The sequence below is a fragment of the Anaerobiospirillum sp. NML120449 genome (genome assembly GCF_023051105.1).
In the GTDB taxonomy this organism is placed as follows: domain Bacteria; phylum Pseudomonadota; class Gammaproteobacteria; order Enterobacterales; family Succinivibrionaceae; genus Anaerobiospirillum.
The window spans coordinates 36148-52720 of record NZ_JALKIL010000032.1; the positions used below are offsets into that span (position 1 = coordinate 36148).

Here is a 16573-nt window from a genome sequence, read left to right on the forward strand (position 1 = left end):
GCACATGTCGGTCATGCCCTCACATATTTATCACAATTAAGCTCCATGGGCAGTTGCCCCTGGGCTTTTTGATGCTGCTGACAGTGAAGAGCAAGCGCAGAGATCAACGGTTTGTTTCCCGGAATCTTTGCGCCTGATTTGTAAAAATTAGAGCTTTGCAGGCAAAAACAGGGCACAAACTACAGTCAGTGCCCCAATTTGTCAAATCCCGCAGCCCATTATGATGGCATTTATCACAGTACCAAAGGCCACCAGTCACTGCTCAGCCCGCTCCTTGCTGTAAGTCACCTTTCCCCACAACACCACGCCTTACATCGCACCGGTCCCTCATTTCCTCATTGCAATGCCAGCCCCACAAATGCAGAGCCAGCCCCATAAATATGTAAAAGTCCATTCTGCGTGTCCCTGCCTCTTTAGCCCAGCAAATAGTGACTTCAACTGAGGTCCTGCTGCGTACGCAACTACATATTGAAACTGAAGAGCTTGCTGCGGCCGGGAGTACATACCGCCAAAGCGGAGGACGGCATGGGCGGGCCCCTACCCGCCTGACAAATGAAAAATCCCAAAGTCAGGCCTGAATTAGAGTACAATTCTCTATTTATGCTTAAGCGGGTCGGCCAATGCCAATGCAGCCGATCTGAAACCGAGCTCATCCCCGGGCGAACCTCAACAGTAAAGTTATGGACGCCACCAGTAAAGCCTGACCTTGCAGGCATACCAGGACATGCCAAAGTGTGAACTGCCTGATGACAGATCGTAAAGCAGCGCCAGCGCTGAGCACAGAGCTGCTGTGAGCTGCCAGATGACGTCATCGCCACTCAGCCGGGCACAATTTGGCATGGCCTGAGAACAGCAACGCTGCCAGCAGGACTGACAGATACCATCATGCGGCAAGGGCTTCATTTGCCTTGCCATCAAGGGCGCGCCCAGAGGGCGGGCCTGGGGGCATCGCCCTCCGGGCATAGCCAGATGGGGGTATGCAGTCGCAGCCGTCAGAGACATGCTGTTCTGAGGCAGGGGCCGGGGACTGAGCCAGGGTGCTTTCTGTTTCACAGCCTAAAGGAATCTTAGAGAAATCTACTATGGAAATGGATAAGACCTACCAACCGGAAAATTTTGAAAGCAAAATTTACCAGAACTGGGAAGAAAAGGGCCTGTTCAAGCCAAATGGCGACAGCTCCCGACCATCATTCTCCATCGCCCTGCCTCCTCCAAATGTGACAGGCTCTCTGCACATGGGTCACGCTTTCCAGCAGACCATTATGGATGCCTTAATCCGTTACCACCGCATGAAGGGTGACAACACCCTGTGGCAGTGCGGTACCGACCATGCCGGTATTGCTACCCAGATGGTAGTTGAGCGCAAGATTGCTGCCGAGGAAGGCATTACCCGTCACGACCTTGGCCGTGAAGAGTTCATCAAGCGCATCTGGCAGTGGAAAGAGCAGTCTGGTGGCACCATTACCAGCCAGATGCGCCGTCTGGGTGACTCCGTAGACTGGACACGCGAGCGCTTCACCATGGACGAGGGCCTGAGTGCTGCCGTGCTTGAGGTTTTCGTACGCCTTTATGATGAGGACCTGATTTACCGTGGCAAGCGCCTTGTAAACTGGGACCCTAAGCTGCGCACCGCCATTTCCGATCTCGAAGTTGAGAACAAGGAAGTCAAGGGCTCCATGTGGTACATCCGCTACCCTCTGGCCGATGGCGTAAAGACAAAGGAAGGCAAGGACTACCTGCTGGTAGCCACCACCCGTCCTGAGACTCTGCTTGGTGATACTGCCGTAGCCATCAATCCAAAGGACGAGCGCTTTAACGATCTGATTGGCAAGTTCCTCGAGCTGCCTCTGGTAGGCCGTCGTATTCCAGTGATCGCCGATGAACACGCCAACATGGAAACCGGTACCGGCTGCGTAAAGATCACCCCGGCCCACGACTTTAACGACTATGCCGTAGGTCGCCGTCACTCCCTGCCTATGGTCAACATCATGACCGAGGACGCCTGCATCCGTGACGCTTCCGAGGTTTACAACACCGACGGTATTGCCTCTGACGAGACTACTGATTTCATCCCTGAGAATCTGCGCGGCCTCGAGCGTTTCAAGGCCCGTGAGGTTGTTCTTGCAGACCTTGAGAAGCTTGGTCTGCTCGATCATATCGAGGATCACACCCTGTCTCAGCCTTTTGGTGACCGTGGTGGTGTGCCTATCGAGCCTCTGCTTACCGACCAGTGGTACGTTCGTGCCAGAATCCTGGGCAAGGAGGCTCTGGAGGCCGTAGAGGATGGTCGCATCAAGTTTGTACCTGCCCAGTACACCAACATGTACTACTCATGGATGCGTGATCTGCAGGACTGGTGTATTTCCCGTCAGCTGTGGTGGGGTCACCGTATTCCTGCCTGGTATGACAAGGATGGCAAGGTCTATGTAGCTCGCAGCGAAGAGGAAGTACGCAGCAAGTACAGCCTCGGTGCCGATGTTGAGCTGACTCAGGATCCTGATGTTCTTGACACCTGGTTCTCCTCCGCTCTGTGGACCTTCTCCACCCTGGGCTGGCCTGATGATACCCAGGCCATGAAGATGTACCACCCTACATCTGTTCTGGTAACCGGCTTTGACATCATCTTCTTCTGGATTGCCCGCATGATCATGATGACCATGCACTTTATCAAGAATGAAGACGGCTCATCCCAGATTCCTTTCCACACTGTTTACGTTACAGGCCTGATTCGTGACGAAGAAGGTCAGAAGATGTCCAAGTCCAAGGGCAACGTTCTTGACCCTATCGACATGATTGACGGCATCAGTGCTGATGATCTGGTAGCCAAGCGCACCGCCAACATGATGCAGCCTCAGATAGCTGAGAAGATCGCCAAGCGTACCCGCAAGCAGTTCAAGGACGGCATAGCTCCTCACGGTACCGATGCTCTGCGCTTTACCTTATGCGCCCTTGCCTCCAATGGCCGCGACATCAACTGGGACATGAAGCGCCTTGAGGGCTACCGCAACTTCTGTAACAAGCTGTGGAATGCTTCCCGCTTCGTACTGATGAATGTAACTTCAGAAAAGCTCGCCCGTCCACAGGACAGCGATCTGTCACTTGCTGACCGCTACATTCTCTCCCGTCTGTCCAGCTGCATTGAGACCGTAGAAGGTCATATGAACAACTACCGCTTCGATCAGGTAGCTGCCACTATCTACGAGTTTATCTGGAACGAGTACTGCGACTGGTACCTTGAGTTCACCAAGGCCACCTTAAAGGATGACAATGCCACTCAGGCTCAGAAGGACGCTACCGCCTACACCCTGGTTAACGTTCTTGAGGCCATCCTGCGTATGGCCCACCCGGTCATTCCTTTCATCACTGAGACCATCTGGCAGCAGACCGCTCCAATGCTTGATCGCATGAACGCTGACCAGACCATCATGACCGCCGCCTACCCATGTGCAGGTGATTATGCCCGTGATGAAGAGGCTGAAAAGGCCATCAGCTGGATCCGTGACTTCATTACCTGTGTACGTAACCTCAGAGCCGAAATGAAGGCCAGCCCTGCCATGACTCTGAGCGTCATGCTTCGTGGTGCCGGTGACTTTGAGCGCTCCTGTGTGGAGAACTACTCAGCTTACCTCACCCTGCTCAGCAACATCGAAAAGCCTGTCTTTGTCGGTGACGAGACCCTGCCTCCTTGCGTATCCAAGCCTCTTGATAAGGCTGAGGTACTCATTCCTATGAAGGATCTCATCAACAAGGAAGACGAGCTCAAGCGTCTGGGCGAAATGGCTGCCAAGCTTGAAGGCCTGATTAAGGGCGGTGAGGCCAAGCTGCAGAACGAGGCCTTTGTCTCCCGCGCTCCAGCCAACATCATTGAGGGTGCCCGCGCCCAGGTTGAGCTTAATAAGGAGCAGCTGGCCAAGATCAAGGCTCAGATGGAAGAGCTCAACCGTCTGTAAGCACCCGGCTGTCACCGGTCAGCGTGAGTCCCGGCAGGCCGCGTGTGGCCTGGCGCTGAGCGCCGGGCTGCTCTGCCTGCCGCTGAGCGCCTGTCTGCGCTGCCTGCCGCTGAGCGCCTGTCTGCGCTGCCTGGAGCACCGGATAACGATGCTTACTGCAGGCAGGTGCTGCAGCGGGCACTGCAGTAGCTGCGCAAACGCTTTACTGCTGCATGCTGACATCCGTGATCTGCAGCTGTAAGCCAGGACTGTGCAGCTGCACGGTCATTAACAGGGCAGATACAGCTAACCGTTTGATCACTTTTGATACATGACCAGGTGTCCATGTAAACATGCATCACTCAGGTCACAGACAGAAAATGCGTCACCCTCATATGGGGGTGACGCATTTTTTTATCTTAAAATCTCGTGAGTACACTCCCGTGAATATCTGTCTGTTTACCAATATCAACCTGGGATAAATCCGCCACATGCGAGCAAATTTAATATGAATTTGAGGATGAGTTTTGTCTGCTGTATCAATACTCATCAATCATAAACTGTTACGTATTACACGGTCAGAAATAAGGACAACATATCGAAAAAACATGATAAAAACGTACTTTCATGTGTCGAAAAATATTGTCCTGTCATGTATCTAAATGATAGTATTGCCTCGATAATAATTCGTGCTGCCACTCTTGAGGTGTTTAGTGTGGCAGCTGTTAAAGCGATTATTTTCAGCCAGTCTCAGTGCAAGAGCTGAGTATATTATTTTGCAATGATTTACTGAGGTATTACGCTTAACATTCAGGCCGAACTCTGCCCGGCTGAGGTATGCCTCAAGGACAGGTTCTCTTTGAGAGCGTATGAATGATATGCAGAAACCTCCCCTGCTTAAAAGCCATAAGTATGGAGAGGGTCAGGACTGCCGCCTTGTACGGCCATGCTGCAACATGAGCCTTCTGCATAATGTAAACTGATATTTTCGTTTGATAAGCATAACGGCACTGCCAGCAGTCAGATGCCGTCATATCATCAGCCATACCGCAAGCTTCCGTGCCATCATCTGCCAGGCCATCAGCAGCTATCCGGCAGCCTGCGGCAGCCCTGATGCGTGGTTCTCATCAAAATATGCACACTTAAGCCTGTTAAGGACTTATCTGATTTGAGAGCCGCAAAGTTATTATTGATATTTGTAATTTTAGTTGTATAACCGGATATGCTCAGAACAGCACTGACAAAGCCTCTGACCCAGGCAGAGAGATACGGCAGACATGCAGCGCTATGATGCTGCATACAGACATGTCTGCACGTTCAGTTGAACTTTCGATGCGATAATGGACAAAGGTCGCCCTGCAGCCAGGCAGTCAGCTACAGTGTAGCCCCTGGCCTGGCTGCCAGACCGCCATACTGGCTTAAGTTCGACCTGCACAGCCGTTCTGAACCGGCTTCCATGCTTGTAAATCCTGAATCCCGGCCGTCACAGACGGCCCCTTAACAAACACTTATAAACAGCCACTGCGTCTGCAACAGGAGCAAAATCAAGCGCCATGCCTGCAAAGCCAGGCTATGCAAGGCAAGGCCCGGGCTCCGTCCCTGACGGGCAGACCAGGCCCTTGCCATCCAGGCATTCAAACAAGGTCCCTGTTCTGGCCGATCACCTGGCTGCTGAATGCTCTCAACGGCAGAAAAGTCTGTACCATGCTTATAAATCTTTCCTATTCAGAAAGCTTACCTGTACGGGAGCTCTCATACAGTCAGGCAATGGCTTCATAATCAGCTCCCTGCAGGCAACGCAGCCTGGCGCTGCGCATCTGCCCAGTCTTATCAGCAACAGACTGCCAGAGTATGCTCCACATAAACAGCCGGTCTCAACCGCAGCCCCAGGCTAATCAGGCTAAGCCGTCAACACTTCAGCCTGCCCCTTTATGTGCACCAGCCCGGAAAAGGCAAAAGGCAGTATCGCTCTGATGAGCAATACTGCCTTTTGCTTATGGGTGGAGCTGCTGCGCGATGGAGTGCAGCAGCACAGCGCGATGCTGTGCGGTGCGATGCAGCACAGCTGCGCAGGCTTCACCGGCCGCTAATGCGCTGCCATTACCGGCCCGAATGGGGGGCCTGAAAGCGCAATTAATACTGACGGATAACCAGAGACTGGCCCTCAACAATGGTGTCGGCCTGAACCTGAAAGTAACCTGCATCCATACCAGTTGCGCTGAGATCATAGGCACTGAGCTCACCAATGGCCTCACGACCACAGACTATCTGCTGGGAGTGAACCTTGTTCAGGCGCATGTCCACGCCGTTGAGGCTGACATTTACTCTGCGGGCAAGACCAAGAATCATCACGCCGGCCACCCCGTTTTGCACGCCCAGAATCTGCACTTTGACTACATCAGGAGAGGCATCTTTCCTGAGCTGAGCATACAGGGCACAGGGATTGGTCGGAGTCACACGCTGAGCAGTGCCGTCAGCCACAGCTGGTGAACAGACTCCAGCCACGACAAAAGCGGCGGCAGCGGCGGCTATGCACAGTGATCTGAACTTCAGGGCCATTGAGATTACCTCCATCATTATCTGCCGCTCAGGGGCGACATTACCGTGTCATCAATGAAGCATCCAGTCACAAAGAAGCTTCAGGTCATCAATGAAGCATCCATTCAAAATGAAGCCTGAGGTTATCAGTAAACACCGGTCATCGACGACAGTAACAGTCATGATATAACGTCACAATGAGTAATGCATTAGGAGTACCAGGCTTTTTTCTTTGTTATATTTTGCTCTGGAGCAAGAAACAGCAAAATGCCTTATATAGGCGCATTTCCCCGTAACACCTCTTATATCAGTGCAAATTGCAGATAAATTCATGTTTGGCTAGAAAACCATCAGATTTTGCGCTATGTTAGAGCCACTTTCAGTAAATTGTCCGAGCACATTAGCCCCAGACAGGGCGCTGGCCAGGAGCCGGCAATGTGCTCGCATCCTCACATGTTGATTCAGGACCTGCATTTCTTTCAGTACCAGGCCCCTGCCCCTCCCGTACAAGTAAACCTCCCCCTTAGACACCAGTCTCTCTGCTGAGCCCCATGGTCCCAGGCGCTTTGCGCTGCCTGAACACAAAGCAGACCCGTCCCCCATGAGCCCTCCTGGCGTGCACGTGCAAATGTACCTTCCAACAGCAGCAGGCATAGTCCCCAGACCTGCCCCAACAGCAGGCCTGCCTGCTATAGCTGACCTCAGCTTAAATCCATACCCGCGACCAATCCCCAGATGCCATGTCACACATCCTGACACAGGCAGCTGACTGTCCCTGGCCTGCTGTGCCACACCTCTGCATGCAACAGGCTGCAGGCCGCAACCGGGCTGTAGGTCAGCATAGCTGCAGGCCGCAACCGGGCTGTAGGTCAGCATAGCTGCAGAGCAACATTGCTGCCCCTGATGTCCCACTGTTCCATCAGCCCCAGAGACCACACCTGCGCACAGCGCGGCTGCTGTGCTGTGTGCAGTCAAGGCGACTTTGTGGACTGCTGGCGGATGGCTGCACTGTGGGGCGTTATGTGCTCCTAATTTGAGCAAGGGCCATAGTAGTGGTCTGATTTTGGTGCAAAGAGTCAGCTAATGAGCTAAAAAGGCCCCACATAAGGGGCAACTGTCCTATATTAATAGAGCTGGATTCTCTCAGGCCCTGAGGCCTGTTTTTCTTTTAGCTCTGCAAGCAGCTGTGCACAATCTTGCCGGGCAATGTGCAATTTGCGATCAAAAGGAAACGAAAATGAAGTTCGCGACCAAATGTCTGCATGCAGGCTATAAGCCTGGAAACGGTGAGCCAGGCGTATTCCCTGTCTATCAGAACACCACTTATACCTATACCTCAACCGATGAAGTAGCCTCTCTTTTTGACCTCAAGTCTGCAGGCTTTTTCTACTCCCGTCTTGCCAACCCTACTGTTGATGCTGTTGAGAAGAAAATAACCGAACTTGAAGGCGGCGTAGGCGCTATCTGTACCTCCTCAGGTCAGGCCGCCTGCATGCTGGCCATCATGAATCTGTGTGTCAGCGGCGATCACCTGGTGGCCTGCTCCAATATCTATGGCGGCAGCATCAATCTGCTGGCCGTTACCCTCAAGCGCTTTGGCGTCGAGGTAACCTTTGTTGACGGGAGTCTGAGCAATGAGGAGCTTAGTAAGTACTTCCGCCCTAATACCAAAGCTGTCTTTGCCGAGACCATTGCCAATCCGTCCACCCGTATTCTTGATATCAGCCGTATAGCCGACCTTGCTCACTCAAATGGCGTACCTCTGATTGTGGACAACACCCTTGCTACCCCTTATCTGTGCCGTCCATTTGAGTTTGGTGCTGACATTGTCATGCACTCAACCACCAAGTACATCGACGGTCACGCCCTGAGCGTAGGCGGTGTGGTTGTTGATTCGGGCAACTTTGACTGGAGCGCCCACAAGGACAAGTTCGCCGAGTTCTCTGAGCCCGATCCCTCCTACCATGGCTGTGTCTATACCGAGAGCTTTGGAAGAGCTGCTTACATAGTCAAGGCCCGTGTCCAGCTTATTCGTGACATTGGCTGTCTGCAGAGCCCGCAAAACGCGTTTTACATCAATCAGGGCCTGGAGACTCTGCCTTTACGCATGGAGCGCTACTGCGCCAATGCCCTTGAGGTGGCCCGCTTCCTGTCTGCCAATGACAAAGTCGAGTCTGTATCTTACCCAGGTCTGGCCGGCTCATCTGACTATGGCCTTGCTCAGAAGTATCTGCCAAACGGCTGCTCAGGTGTAATCGCTCTGGTGCTTAAAGGCGGCCGTGATGCCGGTGCCCGCTTTATCGACAATCTCAAGCTGGTACGCCTTGAGGTTCACGTAGCTGACATCAAGAGCAGCGTGCTGCACCCTGCCTCCTCCACCCACCGCCAGCTCACAGATGAGCAGCTCTCTGCCGCCGGCATCGAAGCTGGCATGGTGCGCCTGTCAGTAGGCCTTGAGAATGTCAGTGACATCATCGAAGACCTGCGTCAGGCCCTCGAAGCTGTCTAACCTGCCCGGGACGCCCCCAAAGGGCTGGCGGCTTGCTGGTGCATGGCTGATGCCCTGAGGGCGCTGCCATCCGGACCGGCCAAAGAAAAAGCAGGACTGAGAATGAACTCAGTCCTGCTTTTTTCATTGTGGACAACTGAGCACCGGCTGCTGCGAGTGATACGGCTGCTGACCTTGTCAGCAGCGCAGCCAGCCGGCCAGGAGTTTCAGGGCTTTAGCAGCCACGGCCCTTGCGCAGACCTTTATCAGCCACGGGCCTTGCGCAGGGCATCTACCAGGCGGCCCTTGACGTTTTCAAAGCCGCCATTGCTCATGACAATCACATCAGTGTTGTCATCAACTGCAGCTACTACCCTGTCAATGAGGTCAGCTGTGGTGGTATCGATGATGTGCAGAGGCTTTGGACAGTCGGTAACCAGACGGCTCATATCCCAGCTTACGGCCTCATTCTGATAGACAAAGACCTCATCTGCAGCGCTGAAAGACTGACCGAGCAGCTCGGAGTTGGCGCCCATCTTCATGGAGTTGGAGCGTGGCTCAAAAACACATACTATGCGGCGCTGCTCGCCCATCTTCTTGCGCAGGCCGTCAATTGTGGTGGCAATGGCGGTTGGATGGTGAGCAAAGTCGTCATAGACACGCACATTACCAATCTGGCCAACCAGCTCCATACGGCGCTTTGGCATCTTAAACTCGGCCATGGCACGGGCACCTTCCTCAAAGGAAACACCGGCCTCATGGGCTGCCAGCAGGGCCATAAAAGCATTATGGGCATTGTGCAGACCAGTGGCATTGATGGTGACTGAACAGAGCTTTTTGCCCTCACGGTCCTTTACTGAAAACTCAGAGCCGTCGGCACTGTCGATGCTCAGCACATAAGGACAGGTATCTGAACCTGTGGCCAGAGGCTTTGCCCACAGCCCCTTGTCTATGGTGGACTGGACATTGGCATCATCGGCCGGATAAATCACGGTACCTGAGGAAGGGATGATGCGTATCATCTGATGGAACTGCTTTTTGATGTCTTCAATGGAATTGAAGATATCAGCATGATCAAATTCAATATTGTTGATGATTGCGATATTAGGGTGGTAGTGAACGAACTTGGAGCGCTTGTCAAAGAAAGAGCAGTCGTACTCGTCAGCTTCAATGACAAAGAACTCGCTGTCGGTCACACGGGCAGAGTAGCCAAAGTTCTCTGGTATACCACCTACGAGAAAGCCCGGATTCTTACCTGCATATTCGAGTATCCAGGTGAGCATGGCTGTAGTGGTGGTCTTGCCGTGAGTACCGGAGACGGCCAGTACAGTACGGGAACGCAGACACAGATCCTCAAGGAAGCCCGGACCTGACACATAGTTAAGGCGTTCATCGAGCATACGCTCGATTACAGGCATACCGCGCTTCATGACATTTCCGACCACAATGAGATCAGGCCTGATATCCAGCTGGGCGGCATCATAGCCCTGGTAGATGGTAATACCGGCCTCCTGCAGCTCATCGCTCATAGGTGGGTAAACGTTCTGATCTGAACCGGTAACCTTATGTCCTGCCTGCTTGGCAATAAGAGCAATACCTCCCATGAAGGTACCGCAGATTCCTAAGATATGAATATGCATGATGGTATGACTGTGTTGAAAGGGCAAACTGGTAACGCGCGCCCTGCGTGGCACCATATAGCGATGACCATATGGCGAGCACCATATAGAGGACATCAGATGGCAGTCACCATATGGAGAGCACCATATGACGGTCTGCATATGGCTGGCTCCACAGAGCGTATCTGCAAGCCTGTGAGCCGAGAGCTCAGGGGCAGCCGTTCTGCCTGAAAAGGGCATGAAAAAGCCGGGTAATGCTCAAAGCTGTATGCTCAAAGTATTAACCCGGCCTCTATTGTCGTCTAAAATCGCCGGAAATGCAGCAACTTCAGCTGTCCTGTCTTACTTGGCAGGAGTGATATTGTTATTTACTACGCACTTGAGGTAAGGCTCGAAGGTACGTGAGTAGGTAGCCAGCTGTTTGCCATTTTCGTCAATTTCAATGGCGTATACAGGCATATCGTTCTTATTGCCCCACTCTACAGCGGCCTTGGCACCCAGTACCAGCAAACCGGTATCAAGGGCATCAGTTACCATGGCGCTGCGGCCCAGTACTGATACAGATACGGTGCGGTGGTCAATTGGCTTGCCAGTATTGGTATTGATGACGTGAGAGTAGAACTTGTTGGTCTCTTCATCAAGGAAGAAGTTGCGGTAGGAACCGGCAGTGGAGATAGCCATGTCATGAGGGCAGACTACCTGATAGACACGGGCACCCTGGCTTAAAGGATCCTCAATGCCTACACGCCAGAGCTTGCCATCAGGGTTACCACCCTTGGAACGGATAGCACCGGCAACAGCAATCATGTAGCTGGTCAGGCCCTTTTCATCCATAAGGGCAGCCAGCTCATCAGCGGCCAGACCTTCACCAATGGTGGACAGGTCCAGAGCCACACGTGGATCGTGCTTGCGCAGGTAGGCGGTATTACCGGCACGGCGCAGTTCAAACTTGTCCAGGCCTACATAGGAACGGGTGGTCTTAATCTGCTCATCAGTTGGGGACTTCTTAATATCTCCCTGAGGACCAAAGCCCCAGAGATTTACCAGAGGACCTACAGTTGGGTCCATGGCCTGATCAACCAGACGGGACTGGCGGATAACCTCTTCCATAATGCCGGCCAGATAGCCTGAGATTACAAAGTCCTCAGTACTGTCAAAGGCATTGAAGCGGGCAATTTCAGCTTCCTTGTCAAAAGAGGAAATGGCATCAGATACTTTCTTGAAGATGAACTCGGCATCATTACGCAGAGTTTCTTCACCGCCTGGATAGCCACCTGGCACAGTGATGTAGTAGAAAGTGCCAAAGGTCTTGCCATCGATCTTGGTTACGGAAGTGGACTTCTCGGTAACCTGGTCAGCTGGGCGGTCAGGCTCCTGGTCCTTGCAGCCAGAAAGGCTTAAGGTCATACAGGCGGCTGCAACAACAGCTGAAAGAGAAAGTACTTTCTTAAATTTAGTCACCATCATCCCCTTTAAAATAAGTTTCTGCAGTTACTGCTCACAGCCCGGTCAGGCTGCTTGTTCATAATACGACAGGCTCCGGCATTACTGCGCTTTCACCATTACCAGCGCCCGCCCCTGCACCTGCAACGGCATCATGCAGACAGCGAACAGCCGCAAAATCATCAGGCCCGGCCCGGCAGCAGCCCAGGCGCCTGAATCACCCAGCCATACGGGATAACTGGCATATGCAGCGATCATACACCAAAGACAAATCAGCCATAAAGGCACGATCCATCTAAATATAAGTTATTTTGCGCTCCCGATAACATCCATAAACACGAATGAGCCACAAAACAGCGCAAAAAAAATCTACCCCGCCCGGCCAGCCATTCCAGCCTCATCCGGGATGGCCCAACAGGACATGGAGCATCGTAACTGCATGCCCCCACGCCAGCAACAGGCACGGGCCAGGACTTAACCGCTATGCTTCAGAACAGGACTTCACCAGGCATGGGGATACATGCATGCTTCCAGGCTGACAAAAAAATTGCCCGCAGTCCCTGCCCTGTGGGCCGGTAAGACTGCGGGCATTTGATGCACGGTGCAGAACGTTGCCGTACATTGGCTGCCCTGGCTTTATCAGACCTGCTTGAAAGCGATATTGTCCTTGCCCTGGGCGCTCTCGTGCTCAGTATCGTTAAGGCACTTCTTGGTTGGCTTGCGTTGCTGGCCCTGGAAGCCGCAGGAGCTGTTGGTGCAGGCGACACAGGTCAGGCCCTCAAGAATGGCGTGAGCCTCGCTTTCAGACTTGAGACCGCCTCTCTTGAAAATCATGCCCATTGCCAGGCAGAAAACGAAAACCAGAAAAATGCCGAATGAAACCAGGTAAACCATAAAACACCTCAGTAGCCTGAGCTATAGAAAATTAACAGTGATCCTAAAAGATCTCCCGCTATCCCTGACCAAGCTGATCGAGCCAAAAGCTTTATCCGGCCTGAGCTTACTATTGAGCAGAGATTTATCAGCTGCCATGTGTCCAGGCAGCTGACCATCTATTTAACACCAGTGACCGCCTGATCTCAAGGAAAAAGCACGTTTTTAGCGACAAAGAACAGATAAGAATTGTCATTACTCCGCAATGACAGCTCAACGCCACCGCCATATCCCCAGGATAAGGTCCTTCACTTAGCATCACGCCATTACCTGCCCTGCAGCTGTCCCGGCATCAGCCCGGACACAGCAGAGGTTCCCGCTCTGTGCTGCAACCAGTCTGCCTGCGAAGTAGTACCTCATGTGTCCGTATGCGCAGCATACCAGGCTCTCAGGACATATGAGCTGCAGTATGTCAGGGCAGCTCACTTTGATTGATTTGGTTTAGCTGCAAAGTGGTCATATAATGTCTGCGGATCTGAAAAGGCATATCTTTCAGGGATGCAGCAGCCCGGGCTGCTGTTAACTCCATAAGATACGCCCTTTGAGAACATGTCCAGAGCACAGCATTACGACCAGACCAGACAGGGACTGGCCTTGCTTATCTTTGGGGTCAATCTTTTCTTTAGGGTTTTATTTTTCCATGCGTACCAGTCATTACTTACTCGCAACTTTAAAAGAGAATCCAGTCGAGGCCGTTGTTGACAGCCACCGTCTGATGTTGCGTGCCGGTCTGATCCGCCAGGTAGCCTCAGGTATTTATAACTGGCTGCCTACCGGTATGAGAGTTCTACACAAAGTGGAAGCCATTGTTCGCGAAGAGATGAACAAGAAAGGCGCCATCGAACTTTCCATGCCTGTGGTTCAGCCCGCTGACTTATGGCGTGAGTCCGGTCGCTATGTAAAGTACGGCCCTGAGCTGTGCCGCCTCAATGACCGCAAGCAGAATGAGTTCGTTCTGGGCCCTACCCACGAGGAGGTCATCACTGCTCTGTGCCGCTATGAGATCAAGTCAGCCCGTCAGCTGCCACTTAATCTCTATCAGATTCAGACCAAGTTCCGTGACGAAGTACGTCCACGCTTTGGCGTAATGCGCGGCCGTGAGTTCATCATGAAGGACGGCTACTCCTTCCACGTTGACCACGAGTCCCTCGAGAAGACCTACCAGGACATGTACGATGCTTATACCAACATCTTTACCCGTCTTGGTCTGACCTTCCGTGCTGTAGAGGCTGATACCGGCTCCATCGGTGGCAACAACTCCCACGAGTTCCAGGTTCTGGCAGATGCCGGCGAAGACACCATCGCCTACTCTGATGAGTCAAGCTACGCAGCCAATATCGAAATGGCTGAGGCCGTAGCTCCGCAGGGCACCCGTGGTGAGCCAGGCGAAGCCTGCTCCAAGGCTGCCACCCCAGGCTGCCACAGCGTTGACGAGGCAGCTGCAGCCCTTAAGCTCGATGCAAACCAGGTTTTAAAGAGCCTCGTTGTACGCGGCGAGCCTGATGAGAATGGCCAGTATGATCTCATTCTGCTGGCCTTACGTGGCAATCAGGAGTTAAATGAGATTAAGGCTGGCAAGATTAAGGGCGTAGCCAATCCTGTTGAGTTTGCTACCGACGAGGAAATCTTCTTGTTCACCGGTGCTCATCCAGGCTCACTTGGTCCAGTAGGCTTCAAGGGCCGCGTGATTATTGACCGCAACGTCAACATCATGAGCAACTTTGCCTGCGGCGCCAACGAGGATGGTTTCCACTTAATCAATGTTAACCTCGACCGCGACATCACCGGCTATGAAGTAGCTGATCTGCGCAATGTTGAAGAGGGCGATCCAAGCCCTGATGGCAAGGGCCGTCTGCACCTGCGCAAGGGTATTGAGGTAGGCCAGGTTTTCATGCTCGGCACCAAGTACTCTGAGGCTATGGGCGCTACCGTTACCGACTCCAATGGCAAGGCTGTCCCTATGGAGATGGGCTGCTACGGCATCGGCGTAACCCGCGTAGTTGCTGCTGCCATCGAGCAGCACCATGATGACAAGGGCATTGTATGGCCTGACTCCATGGCTCCATTCACCGTAGGTATTATCGCTCTTGGTCTGGGCAAGTCCCCTGAGGTTGCCGAAGCGGCTGAGAAGCTCTACAAGGAGCTTGAGGACCAGGGCATTGAGGTTCTGTACGATGACCGCGATGAGCGTGCCGGCGTAATGTTCTCCGACATGGAGTTAATCGGTATCCCTCATGTGATCACTATCGGTGCCAAGGGTCTTGGCCAGGGCATTATCGAATACAAGAACCGCCGCAGCGGCGAGCGCGAGAACATCCCTGCAGACCAGATTCTCGACGCCATCAAGGCCAGAATCAACCGCTAATCCGGCAACAAATCAATCCCGGGCCTGCCTCCAGGACAGCCCCTGGATATTAAGCTGCAACAAAGCCCCGCACAGCAACGGCTGCAAGCCTTGCCCTGCGGGGCTTTTTGTTTCCAGCAGGTAAACACAGAATTAAAGTAACCTCTCAAAGAGATAATGGCGTCACTGCGCTCCTCTATGGCCCACTTCTCATCAGGTACTTTATTTCTTAATAAGGAAACGATCTCACAAATGATCCCATTTATACGTGCGTCTTACTATTATCGCATGTATCTATATAGATAATATTGCAGCCTTTGCATCGACAGCCTGTTAACGGTCTAATAACCAACTGCTGTCCCGTTACAGTTGATAATGCAGGATACTGCGCAAGAAATTGGGCCCAGGCACCATTTCAGGCTAAATATACACACTTCAGGAGAGTTATAGATGGCAGTTTATGTAAATACCAATGTCAGCTCCTTAAACGGACGCAGATACCTAAACAACGTACAGAATCAGCTCACTACTACATACCAGCGCCTCAGTTCAGGCATGAGAATCAACAGCGCCAAGGACGACGCCGCTGGTCTGCAGATATCCTCCCGATTAACCACTCAGATTAATGGCCTGAATCAGGGTAACCGCAATGCCTCCGACGGTATTGCCCTTGCTCAGACCATTGAAGGTGCCATGGATGAAACCACATCCATGCTGCAGAAGATTCGTACCCTGGCTGTTCAGGCAGCAAACGGTACCAATACTGCTGAGGATCGCGCAGCCCTGAAGAAAGAAGCTGATGCTCTTGGTAATGAGATTACCCGTATTGCCCGTCAGACCAAGTTCGGTGGTAAGACTGTTCTTGACGGTGCTAACGATGATTCTATTTATACAAAGCCAGCTGCCGGTAATGATGTAAAAGGCAAAATGACCCTGCAAGTAGGCGCAAACAAGGGTGACACCATCGACTTTGAGGTCGAGGCCACAATTATGTCGAAGCTTTTTGTTGCAGGCGCTGCAGGTGGTAATGCGCTATGGGATAAAGCTGCTGGTTTTACCCTTGCTACAGCGGACGATGCCAGCAAGCTAATTGCTGAAATTGATTCAGTAATTGCCAAGGTTGATGGTCAGCGCGCTGGACTAGGTGCAATACAAAACAATCGCCACCCCCTATGGTGTTGACCCTTGCCAGAAAACCGCATATATAAGCCGTTTATAAGCAACTACCCTCGAGGTAGTTTTTTTATGTCTAAAATACAACTTGTATGGCAGTTAAATG

Annotated in this window: 9 protein-coding genes; 4 read left to right on the forward strand and 5 right to left on the reverse strand. The window is 52.5% G+C overall.

Features of this window, described 5'->3' with window-relative positions:
- Window positions 1-1088: 1088 nt before the first annotated feature.
- Window positions 1089-3950, forward strand: a complete 2862-nt coding sequence (locus MXE41_RS09385; RefSeq protein WP_247100306.1) for a valine--tRNA ligase — start codon at window positions 1089-1091, stop codon at window positions 3948-3950.
- 2112 nt (window positions 3951-6062) lie between these two features.
- On the opposite strand, the gene MXE41_RS09390 is transcribed toward MXE41_RS09385, so the two are convergent.
- Complete coding sequence (locus MXE41_RS09390; protein WP_247100307.1) at window positions 6063-6488, reverse strand: hypothetical protein; 426 nt, start codon at window positions 6486-6488, stop codon at window positions 6063-6065.
- A 1216-nt stretch (window positions 6489-7704) separates the two neighbouring features.
- Between MXE41_RS09390 and MXE41_RS09395 the strand changes: the two genes are divergently transcribed.
- Window positions 7705-8976: an O-acetylhomoserine aminocarboxypropyltransferase/cysteine synthase family protein gene (locus MXE41_RS09395; RefSeq protein WP_247100308.1), complete on the forward strand. Its 1272-nt coding sequence runs from the start codon at window positions 7705-7707 to the stop codon at window positions 8974-8976.
- Window positions 8977-9221: 245 nt separating this feature from the next.
- On the opposite strand, the gene mpl is transcribed toward MXE41_RS09395, so the two are convergent.
- The 4 genes from mpl to MXE41_RS09415 all read right to left on the reverse strand — a co-directional run bounded on the left by mpl (window position 9222) and on the right by MXE41_RS09415 (window position 12851).
- Window positions 9222-10595 (reverse strand): UDP-N-acetylmuramate:L-alanyl-gamma-D-glutamyl-meso-diaminopimelate ligase, encoded by a 1374-nt coding sequence (mpl, locus tag MXE41_RS09400; protein WP_247100309.1) that lies wholly within the window; start codon window positions 10593-10595, stop codon window positions 9222-9224.
- A gap of 321 nt (window positions 10596-10916) precedes the next feature.
- Complete coding sequence (locus MXE41_RS09405) at window positions 10917-12041, reverse strand: FAD:protein FMN transferase (RefSeq protein ID WP_247073841.1); 1125 nt, start codon at window positions 12039-12041, stop codon at window positions 10917-10919.
- Between the two features lie 78 nt (window positions 12042-12119).
- Window positions 12120-12275: a hypothetical protein gene (locus tag MXE41_RS09410; RefSeq protein WP_247100310.1), complete on the reverse strand. Its 156-nt coding sequence runs from the start codon at window positions 12273-12275 to the stop codon at window positions 12120-12122.
- Window positions 12276-12656: 381 nt separating this feature from the next.
- Window positions 12657-12851: a hypothetical protein gene (locus MXE41_RS09415; RefSeq protein ID WP_246977630.1), complete on the reverse strand. Its 195-nt coding sequence runs from the start codon at window positions 12849-12851 to the stop codon at window positions 12657-12659.
- 739 nt (window positions 12852-13590) lie between these two features.
- On the opposite strand from MXE41_RS09415, the gene MXE41_RS09420 reads away from it, so the two are divergent.
- Together MXE41_RS09420 and MXE41_RS09425 are read left to right on the forward strand one after the other, a co-directional pair.
- Complete coding sequence (locus MXE41_RS09420; RefSeq protein WP_246977629.1) at window positions 13591-15315, forward strand: proline--tRNA ligase; 1725 nt, start codon at window positions 13591-13593, stop codon at window positions 15313-15315.
- A gap of 429 nt (window positions 15316-15744) precedes the next feature.
- The gene (locus MXE41_RS09425; RefSeq protein ID WP_247100311.1) at window positions 15745-16476 is read left to right on the forward strand and encodes a flagellin; all 732 of its coding nucleotides are present in this window, start codon (window positions 15745-15747) and stop codon (window positions 16474-16476) included.
- The last annotated feature ends 97 nt before the right edge of the window (window positions 16477-16573 follow it).